The following is a 6,495-nucleotide window of genomic DNA, read 5'->3' as shown; positions in this document are numbered from 1 at the left end:
TCATCGATGCGTTTGGCACGGCCCAGCGCATTGGCCGGAACCAGCTTGCCTGACAGATCACTTTCCATCAGGGCCTCGATTTCAAGCTCTACCTCGTCAGACAGTTTGAAGCCGTCCGGGCCAAACAGCTTGATACCGTTATCCTGAAACGGATTGTGCGACGCAGAGATCATCACACCAATATCCGCGCGCATTGATTTGGTCAGCATGGCGACAGCCGGGGTCGGCATCGGGCCGACCAGCATCACATCCATCCCCATCGAGGTAAAACCGGCAACAAGAGCGGGTTCAAGCATGTAGCCCGACAGTCGGGTATCCTTGCCAATCACGACCTTGTGGCGGTGATCGCCACGGGTGAAGTAGTGGCCTGCGGCCATCCCGACTTTCAGGGCAACCTCGGCGGTCATCGGGGCCGTGTTGGCGGTTCCGCGGATGCCATCGGTGCCAAAATATTTGCGGCTCATATTCTGTATCTCTGCTTGCTTTGCAGGCATGCCTGCCTTTGCCAACCATTCTGAATGCTGGTTATATCAAAGTGGCGTCGCATTGCCACCGGCAATCACCACATTCTAGCGTCAAGTTGGCGACCAATCCGTTAACACTGTCACATGAAACAGTTCTGATAAAAGCAATGACCTTGGCGTCAAAACCCGCTATCAGAAACGAATGTGATGAAGGCGTTTGTTTTCGGGGGAGCTTTGCGCGAATTACGTTCGATGGTGGCAGCATTTAGCTTTATGACAATCGTCATCGCTGTCTGCCTTGCCATGTCCCCCTACCCTGCGAAAGCACATACAAGCCAACAACATTTCAGTGTCGGCATGAATGGGCCGACAAGTACAATCATCCTTGGCCAATTTTTACAGCGCTTGGTCACCCCCCACACGATCAATGTTCCTGCCGACCTTATAAACATCCCGAATGACGCGTTTGAGGATGTATTTAACACGGCAGGTCCGGGCTATACGCCAGATACAGTATGGTATCGTGCGGCGTTCACTGTCTCAGACACCGACCAGGGCGGGCAGGAAAAGTCCTATATCGAGATGGGGCAGCCCTATTTGAACGACATCAAACTGGCAATCGTCAAGGAAGATACCCGTGCGGTTATCTGGCGTGATCGTGTTGGCGACAGATTGCCCAAAGGCAAGAATGATGTGCGCGGTCTCTTGCATCTGTCGGAATGGCCGGAACTTTTACCCGGCGACTATTGGCTGACCATCGCGATCAAAACAAACAGCGCCCATATCTTTCAGGCGCAACTGGTGCCTGAAACAGAGCAAATCGCCAATATCGGCCGCAACAGCTTCCCCAAGGGGATTTACCTCGGCATTCTTATGGTCGCTTTCGGGGTGTACCTGACACTTGGGGTTCTTTCATCAGACAAGGCCGTCACCTGGTATTCAGCCTATATCTTCTCGCTGTTTCTGATCAATTTCGGGGTTTCGGGATACGCACATTTTCTGTTCACCGATCTCTGGTATCTGACAAGCGACTTCCTGACCGGAACCGGCACTGCCTTTGCGATTGCAACAAGTGTTACGATGTGGAGCTATATTATCGAGCTTGACCGGCATAACCGATGGCTCCACCGGGTGATGACCACGTTCTCGTTCCTTGCCGGTCTCGGGTTCCTGACCGCAACAACGGATGCCTATATCATCTTTGCCAAGCTGTTTTTCATTCCAGATGTAATCCTGCTTTCGACGCTTCTGATCTATCTGGTGTATCTGGGAATCCGGCAGAAAAAGGTGCTTGAACACAGTTTTCTGATGGTTGCGCTTGGCGTTCCGACAATGGCGGTGATTGCGCATCTGTTGCTTTTGGTTGGCGTGATACCGGTCAACGCAGTTACCACCAGTATTTATTCGGCAAGTTCGGTGGTTCACCTGACAATGATCGCCATCGCGATGGGGTTGCGAACCTACAAGCTTAGCCACCGTCGAATGAACGCCGCCGCATCGAACCAGCGCGCCAGCCAGCTGGCCGGTGAACAACGCGCATTCATCACCATGTTGTCGCATGAATTTCGCACGCCGCTGGCAATCATTCAGCGATCCTCTGAAATTCTGGGCCTGCATCTTAGCAGCGAACAGGATGCTGTTCATAGCAGGCTTGGCACCATACGAAATAATGCATCGCAGTTATCCGGACTTGTCGACGCGTTTCTGACCAAGGACACACTTGATAGCGCGACCTTTACGACCACTCGCGAGCCGGTGGCGATTGACGCTTTTCTCGCAGACCTGATTGCGCGGCGTCACCGCGAAGTGCCCGGACAGAACGTCAATCTGATCAATTCCGAGTTCGCAATTGTCGATATTGACCGCATCCTTCTGGAACGCGCCATCGTCAACCTGATCGAGAATGCGCGGAAATATGCGCCGGGTGCGGCTGTCTGGATCGCGTGTAACAGATCGGCCAATGGCTATGTCTATATCCGCGTTGTAGACGAAGGCCCCGGCATCGCGGCCGAGGACATCAGCAATGTGTTGAATGCGTTTTATCGCGGTCGTGAAGCCGCAAAAACACAAGGGGTCGGACTTGGCCTGCATCTGACACGCCGCATCGTTGAAGCACATGACGGGTCCCTGTCAGTCAATGTCGGCGAAAAAGGCGGCACCACCATCCTGATCAAACTTCCCTTTAACAAGGATGCGACGGTTTTAAAAACCAACGACGTCCTTTTGCGGGTTATGGGCGGTTCAAGACGCAAGCCGAGCAACAGGGAGACAGACGAATGAAGCTGATCTCCGACAAATTTACGCAGGCAAAAACCACCGCAAGTGCGGGCAATCGTCTGTTGGCCCGGATGGCTTTCCTGATACTGCTTGCTGCGATGGCAGTGACTAGCACCCCTGTCCATGCGCAATCCGGGGCCGAGGACGTCGGCAAAAACCGCGCAATGGTGGCAGCCCCGCTCAATGACACGATTGATCTGACGCCCCATGTGTCGTCCTATGTTGACGCCACGCAGTCACTTGGTCTGCAAGATATTCTGGGCCTGCCACAAAGTGCGTTTGAGCAGACAACGGCCATTCCGTCATTTGGCTATACAACCGATATCATCTGGCATCAGGTCCAGCTTGGGATTGAAGGCACACTTGCGCAATCACCGACCATCGAAGTTGGCCCAAGCTATTTGAACTTTATTGACCTTTACCTTTTCAAGGCCGATCAGGGCGAACCGATCTGGCAGGTCAAGCTTGGCGACAATATCCCTGCCAGTGAACGCCCGGTTGCCGGCACGGCACAGCTTGCATCTTTACCCGTTCTTGAACCGGGTGAGTACCGTTTGATCATCCGGGTCGAGAGCAACAGCGCAAACCTTTTGCGCTTAAAGCTGTGGCCTGCCAACGACCTGATCGCATCGCTGACAACGCGCAACGTCGCGACCAATATTTTCTTTGGCCTGATTGTGACCCTGGGGCTGGCTTATCTGGCGCTTGGCCTGATGCTGCGTGACGTAATTGTCGCCACCTATGGTGTATGGGTCGCCGCGGTGGGTACAACAGTTGCCATTGTGAATGGTATCGCGCTTGGCGTTTTGCGCCCCGAGCTGCCATGGATAAATGATCTGCTTCTTGGCGTGATAAATATCATTTCCTATTGCGGCACCGTGTTGCTGTGGATGCATATCGTCGAGCTTAGAAAACGCATGCTGCCGCTTTACCTGTTCGGCATCGCCTATGCATGTGTCATTTTTGGCTTTGTTGTCAGCTCAACAAACGACCTCTATACCGTTTTTGGCACCTATATTGTCCCGAGCCATTCGGCATTCATGATTCTGATGTGTGTTTTTCTGGCGATCCGTGCGGTCCAGGATTGGCGGAACTGGCTTAACTGGGCGTATCTGATTTTGCTTGTTCTGCCGACGGGCCCGGCCGTGCTTCTTCAACTGTCGCACAGCGGATTAATTGATGCGACGCCTGCCCGACTTGAGCTTCATCAGTTTACCTTGCTGTTTCACCTGACCGGGATGGCAATCCTGATGGCGGCACGTCTGTCCTATTTGGATCAAGAACGCCGGGTGATGACAATCAGGGCGGCAGAAACCACCAATCTGGTTGAAGAACAGCGCAACCTGATTTCAATGCTGTCACATGAATTCCGCACCCCGCTTGCCGTGATCCAGCGGTCATCTGAAATGCTGATGCTGCGCCTTAAAAACCACAGGGGGGATGTTCTTGAACGTTTGCAGCGCATTCAGCTTCAGGCGCGGAAACTGGCCCGACTGGTGGATGTTTTCCTGAGCAAGGATGGCATTGATACGCACGACCTGTCGCTTGAACGAACAACAGTCCAGATCGATCGCTTCCTTGCGGAATTTGCCGCGCAAACCACCCGTGAAGGTGCAGAAATCCTGGTGACATGCCATGAAACAGCCGGTGCCGAGGTTTTCATCGACGAAACATTGATGGCGTTGGCCATCACCAACCTGATCGAGACGTCCCGGCGCTTTGCGCATGGCAGGCCAATACACATCAACCTCTATAGGCCAAAAGAAACACTGGTCGAAATCAGAATCCCGTGCAGCGGCGACGAACTGGACGACACCGAGATCGGTCTGATCGCGGATGCCCTATTCAGACGTGATATGGAAACACAGGCCCTGAGTCGCGCACTCGGACTGAACATTTCACAACGCATTGTCGCATCCCACGGCGGTTCCATTACCCTGCGTGACCGCGGCGGCACAGGTATCGAGCTTTGCCTGATTCTGCCAAGTGAATAGCGCGACATCACCAGTTTGGCGGTACCGCACAACCGGCTTCATGATCTGTCGTGGAAAGTGTGGGGCGTCAGGACGCCTCAGCCTCACCGGAAACGGTGGCTGGTGAGGCAAAGGCGTAACCACGCCCATAGGCGGTCCGCACCGGTAACTCTTCGCCAATTTCCTTGACGATCTTCTGGCGAACACGGCGAATGGCTGTATCAAGGTTGCGGCAATTTTCGGCCGTGTCGGCCTTGCCGAGCGCCTCGACAATTTCCGGACGCGTCAGCCACGCACCATTGGCCTCGATCAGAAGCTTGATGATTGTACGTTCGGTCGCGGTGAGCTTGGCTTCGGTGCCGTCAGGATTGCGCAACGTCCAGTTAAGAAGATCAAGGACCCAGTGATCGTCAGGGGTCGTTTCATCTGGCGTCTCATCCTCGCCCCGTGATGCACGACGCAGGAGCGGCTTGAGGGCTGCCTCAATCACCGAAAGCGGGCTGTCTTTGGTCAGATAAACATCGGCACCGGATTTGTAACCGGTAAGGTGATAGTCCATCCCGGAAAGCGAGGTCAGCATCATGATACCGCAATCGACGGTCTTGCGGACATGCTGTGCCAGCTGATAACCGTCTGCATCCGGCAGCATGATATCAAGAATGACAGCATCGGGTTTGCGCGCGTCGAGCGCACGATAGAAAGCAGCGCCGGTTTCACAGCCGACTACTTCCAAACCGCACATCTCAAGATACTCGCACAGATCCTTGTTAAGGTCCGTGTTGTCTTCCACGACGTAAACACAGTGTGCCATTGCATTCCAGCCAGACGCCGCATCGTCGGGAACCGACTGCGCCGCTCTGCCAATCTCGTTCATATAAAGACCTTCGCGTTCGCTTGTTTGTCCAACCTTAAATTGTGACTTTGGTGCCACTTTTACTTAATACCCAAAGGTATGTGACCATTGTGCCAATTCTGCAAGCCCCAACCATGAATGGTCAGAAAATGCCAGAATCCCGTCCCCCCAATGCAAAAGGCCCGCCACTGGTAATATGCAACGCATAAACCGGTGGCGGGCCTTGTTTTAAACGATGCTTGGCAGAAGACAAGTTATACGTGCAGACGATACCCGTCGCACACCATTATACAACCGCCGTGGAGCTTGCGACCGAGATGGCCTGTACTGTTTCGGGAACATCATGCACGCGGATCATCTGAACGCCATGACGCCATCCGTTAACCGCAGAGGCAATCGATCCGCCAAGACGTTGCTTGGGATCCGCCTTGGGATCAATTTTGCCTATGAACGATTTGCGCGACGTGCCCAGCAGGATCGGACAGCCCAAACCATGGAAGATGGCAAGACGCGACAGAAGTTCAAGATTATGCGACAGCGTCTTGCCAAAGCCGATGCCCGGATCAATGCAGATGCGATCGCGTGAAATACCAGCCCGCTCGCAGCTTTCGATGCGATCGAGCAGATAGTCATAGATATCAAGCGGCGCGCAGTCATATTGCGGGTCTGCCTGCATGGTGCCGGGTTCGCCCTGCATATGCATCAGCATGACAGGCTTGCCCGATGCGGCAGCAACTTCCATGGAACGTTCATCGCCTTCAAGGCCGGTAACATCATTGATGATTGCAGCTCCGGCTTCAATTGCGGCCTCCATGACGGTTGCATGGCGGGTATCAATTGAAACCACATGCCCCTTGGCAGCGAGTTCGCGGATGACCGGAACGACGCGGTTAATTTCTTCGTCCTCGGAAACGTCATCGGCCCCCGG

4 protein-coding genes and 1 pseudogene are annotated in these 6,495 nt (G+C 54.0%); 2 read left to right on the top strand and 3 right to left on the bottom strand.

The window, feature by feature from the left end:
- A pseudogene (locus B2R48_RS04595) lies at window positions 1–464 on the bottom strand (phosphoglucosamine mutase); the annotation flags it as partial.
- Window positions 465–737: 273 nt separating this feature from the next.
- Here B2R48_RS04595 and B2R48_RS04590 point away from each other — a divergent pair.
- Both B2R48_RS04590 and B2R48_RS04585 read left to right on the top strand, forming a co-directional pair.
- Window positions 738–2,744 carry an ATP-binding protein gene (locus tag B2R48_RS04590; protein ID WP_296998342.1) on the top strand — a complete coding sequence of 669 codons (2,007 nt, stop codon included), beginning with the start codon at window positions 738–740 and terminating at the stop codon, window positions 2,742–2,744.
- Window positions 2,741–4,735, top strand: a complete 1,995-nt coding sequence (locus B2R48_RS04585) for a 7TM-DISM domain-containing protein (RefSeq protein ID WP_296998341.1) — start codon at window positions 2,741–2,743, stop codon at window positions 4,733–4,735. The genes B2R48_RS04590 and B2R48_RS04585 overlap by 4 nt, the downstream gene beginning before the upstream one ends.
- A 67-nt stretch (window positions 4,736–4,802) precedes the next feature.
- Here B2R48_RS04585 and B2R48_RS04580 read toward each other — a convergent pair whose 3' ends face one another.
- On the bottom strand, window positions 4,803–5,588 hold the full coding sequence (locus B2R48_RS04580) for a response regulator transcription factor (protein WP_213472599.1): 786 nt from the start codon (window positions 5,586–5,588) through the stop codon (window positions 4,803–4,805).
- A 265-nt stretch (window positions 5,589–5,853) separates the two neighbouring features.
- The coding region (gene folP / locus B2R48_RS04575; RefSeq protein ID WP_296998339.1) for a dihydropteroate synthase at window positions 5,854–6,495 on the bottom strand (642 nt) is incomplete at its 5' end.

The organism is Thalassospira sp. UBA848 (assembly GCF_002295455.1).
In the GTDB taxonomy this organism is placed as follows: Bacteria; Pseudomonadota; Alphaproteobacteria; order Rhodospirillales; family Thalassospiraceae; genus Thalassospira.
The sequence above is the reverse complement of the archived record's forward strand: the minus strand, read 5'-3'. Positions and strand labels throughout refer to the sequence as shown.

What these genes read in the sequence shown, in the direction of transcription:
- B2R48_RS04585 (WP_296998341.1), top strand. Translation starts at nt 2,741, where the DNA reads ATGAAGCTGATCTCCGACAAATTTACGCAGGCAAAAACCACCGCAAGT.
- B2R48_RS04590 (WP_296998342.1), top strand. Translation starts at nt 738, where the DNA reads ATGACAATCGTCATCGCTGTCTGCCTTGCCATGTCCCCCTACCCTGCG.
- B2R48_RS04580 (WP_213472599.1), bottom strand. Translation starts at nt 5,588, where the DNA reads ATGAACGAGATTGGCAGAGCGGCGCAGTCGGTTCCCGACGATGCGGCG.